The 2,816-nt window shown below is 42.2% G+C and carries 2 protein-coding genes; both read left to right on the forward strand.

The window, feature by feature from the left end; translation table 11 throughout:
- Window positions 1–1,424, forward strand: a 1,424-nt coding sequence (gene fusA / locus QZ158_RS08165; RefSeq protein WP_293887498.1) for an elongation factor G, incomplete at its 5' end; no start/stop codon positions are given.
- A 113-nt stretch (window positions 1,425–1,537) separates the two neighbouring features.
- Window positions 1,538–2,816, forward strand: a 1,279-nt coding sequence (locus QZ158_RS08170; protein WP_293887500.1) for a PHP domain-containing protein, incomplete at its 3' end; no start/stop codon positions are given.

Here is a 2,816-nt window from a genome sequence, read left to right on the forward strand (position 1 = left end):
AAACTGACGAAGAATTGATGATGAAATACCTCGAAGGTGAAGAAATCACTAACGAGGAATTGAAAGCTGGTATCCGTAAAGCGACTATCAACGTTGAATTCTACCCAGTACTTTGTGGTTCTGCCTTCAAGAACAAGGGTGTTCAATTGATGCTTGATGCGGTTATCGACTACCTTCCAAGCCCACTTGATATCCCAGCAATCAAAGGTATCAACCCAGATACAGACGAAGAAGAAACTCGTCCAGCATCTGATGAAGAGCCATTTGCAGCTCTTGCCTTCAAGATCATGACTGACCCATTCGTAGGTCGTTTGACATTCTTCCGTGTGTACTCAGGTGTATTGAACTCTGGTTCTTACGTATTGAACACATCTAAAGGTAAACGTGAACGTATCGGACGTATCCTTCAAATGCACGCTAACAGCCGTCAAGAAATCGACACTGTTTACTCAGGTGATATCGCTGCTGCCGTTGGTTTGAAAGACACTACAACTGGTGACTCATTGACAGATGAAAAAGCTAAAATCATCCTTGAGTCAATCAACGTTCCAGAACCAGTTATCCAATTGATGGTTGAGCCAAAATCTAAAGCAGACCAAGATAAGATGGGTATCGCCCTTCAAAAATTGGCTGAAGAAGATCCAACATTCCGCGTTGAAACAAACGTTGAAACTGGTGAAACAGTTATCTCTGGTATGGGTGAGCTTCACTTGGACGTCCTTGTTGACCGTATGCGTCGTGAGTTCAAAGTTGAAGCGAACGTAGGTGCTCCTCAAGTATCTTACCGTGAAACATTCCGCGCTTCTACTCAAGCACGTGGATTCTTCAAACGTCAGTCTGGTGGTAAAGGTCAATTCGGTGATGTATGGATTGAATTTACTCCAAACGAAGAAGGTAAAGGATTCGAATTCGAAAACGCAATCGTCGGTGGTGTGGTTCCTCGTGAATTTATCCCAGCGGTTGAAAAAGGTTTGGTAGAATCTATGGCTAACGGTGTTCTTGCTGGTTACCCAATGGTTGACGTTAAAGCTAAGCTTTACGATGGTTCATACCACGATGTCGACTCATCTGAAACTGCCTTCAAGATCGCTGCATCTCTTGCTCTTAAAGAAGCTGCTAAATCAGCACAACCAGCTATTCTTGAACCAATGATGCTTGTAACCATCACTGTTCCAGAAGAAAACCTTGGTGATGTTATGGGTCACGTAACTGCTCGTCGTGGACGTGTAGATGGTATGGAAGCACACGGTAACAGCCAAATCGTTCGTGCTTACGTTCCACTTGCTGAAATGTTCGGTTACGCAACAGTTCTTCGTTCTGCATCACAAGGACGTGGTACCTTCATGATGGTATTTGACCACTACGAAGATGTACCTAAGTCAGTACAAGAAGAAATCATTAAGAAAAACAAAGGTGAAGACTAATTCGTCGCCACTATAAAAGAAGTCACTTTGTGGCTTCTTTTTCTATTTAGTAGAAATAGGAAAAAGTACCTCAAGTATGGTAAAATAGAAGGAGTATATTGTGAGGAAAATGGATGTCAACCACTTTTGAAATTTTAATGAATCAGTTGGGAATTCCCGCTGAGATAAGAAATCATGAGGCCTTCTCCCAGGCTGAAATTGAACAAGTTATTGTACACAAACAAAGTAACATTTGGGAGTTTCGTTTTGTCTTTGAGAATATTCTGCCCTTTGAACTCTTTTTAGCATTGAAGAAGGGATTGAAAGAAGAATTTTCAAAAACGGGAAATCAAGCAACTTTCGAGATTAAAACGAAAGGTCAAGATTTTTCAAGAGAGCTTTTACAGGCCTACTATCAGGAGGCTTTTTCAGATGGGCCTTGTTCTAGCCAAGGATTTCGGACCATGTATCAGGATTTTCAGGTTCGATGCGAAAACGATCAGTTGATTATTGAGGCCTCTGAAGCAGCAGATACAGAGCATTTCAGAAAAAATCATTTGCCAAATCTTAGCAAACAACTTGAGCTCTTTGGTTTTCCTAAGTTTAAATGCCATTTAGAGAAAAATGAAGATTTGACAAAGGAAGAGCAGGAAGCTTTCCATTCGGAAAATCAAATGATTGTTCAGGCTGCCAATGATGAGACCCTTCGAGCTATGGAACAGTTAGAGCAGATGGCACCGCCTCCTCCAGTTGAGGACAAACCTGTCTTTGATTTCCAAGCCAAGAAGGCAGCTGCTAAGCCTAAACTCGACAAGGCAGAGGTAACTCCAATGATTGAGGTCAATACCGAAGAAAATCGACTGGTTTTTGAAGGAGTTGTCTTTGATGTGGAGCATAAAGTGACTAGAACGGGTCGTGTCTTGATTAATTTCAAGATGACGGACTACACGTCTAGTTTCTCCATGCAAAAATGGGTCAAAAATGAAGAAGAAGCTCAGAAGTTTGACATCATTAAGAAAAATTCATGGCTCCGTGTTCGTGGAAATGTCGAGGTCAATAATTTCACACGAGATTTGACCATGAATGTGCAAGATGTGCAGGAAGTAGTTCACTATGAACGTAAGGATTTGATGCCAGAAGGCGAGCGTCGTGTTGAGTTTCATGCCCATACCAATATGTCGACTATGGATGCTCTTCCTGAGGTCGAGGAAATCGTTGGAACAGCAGCAAAATGGGGCCACAAAGCAGTGGCAATCACAGACCACGGAAATGTTCAATCCTTCCCTCATGGCTATAAGGCATCCAAGAAAGCGGGGATCCAGCTCATTTATGGAATGGAAGCAAATATCGTTGAGGATCGTGTTCCTATCGTCTATAACGAAGTGGAGATGGATCTTTCTGAAGCTACCTATG

It is taken from the genome of Streptococcus sp. A12 (assembly GCF_905372335.1).
In the GTDB taxonomy this organism is placed as follows: domain Bacteria; phylum Bacillota; class Bacilli; order Lactobacillales; family Streptococcaceae; genus Streptococcus.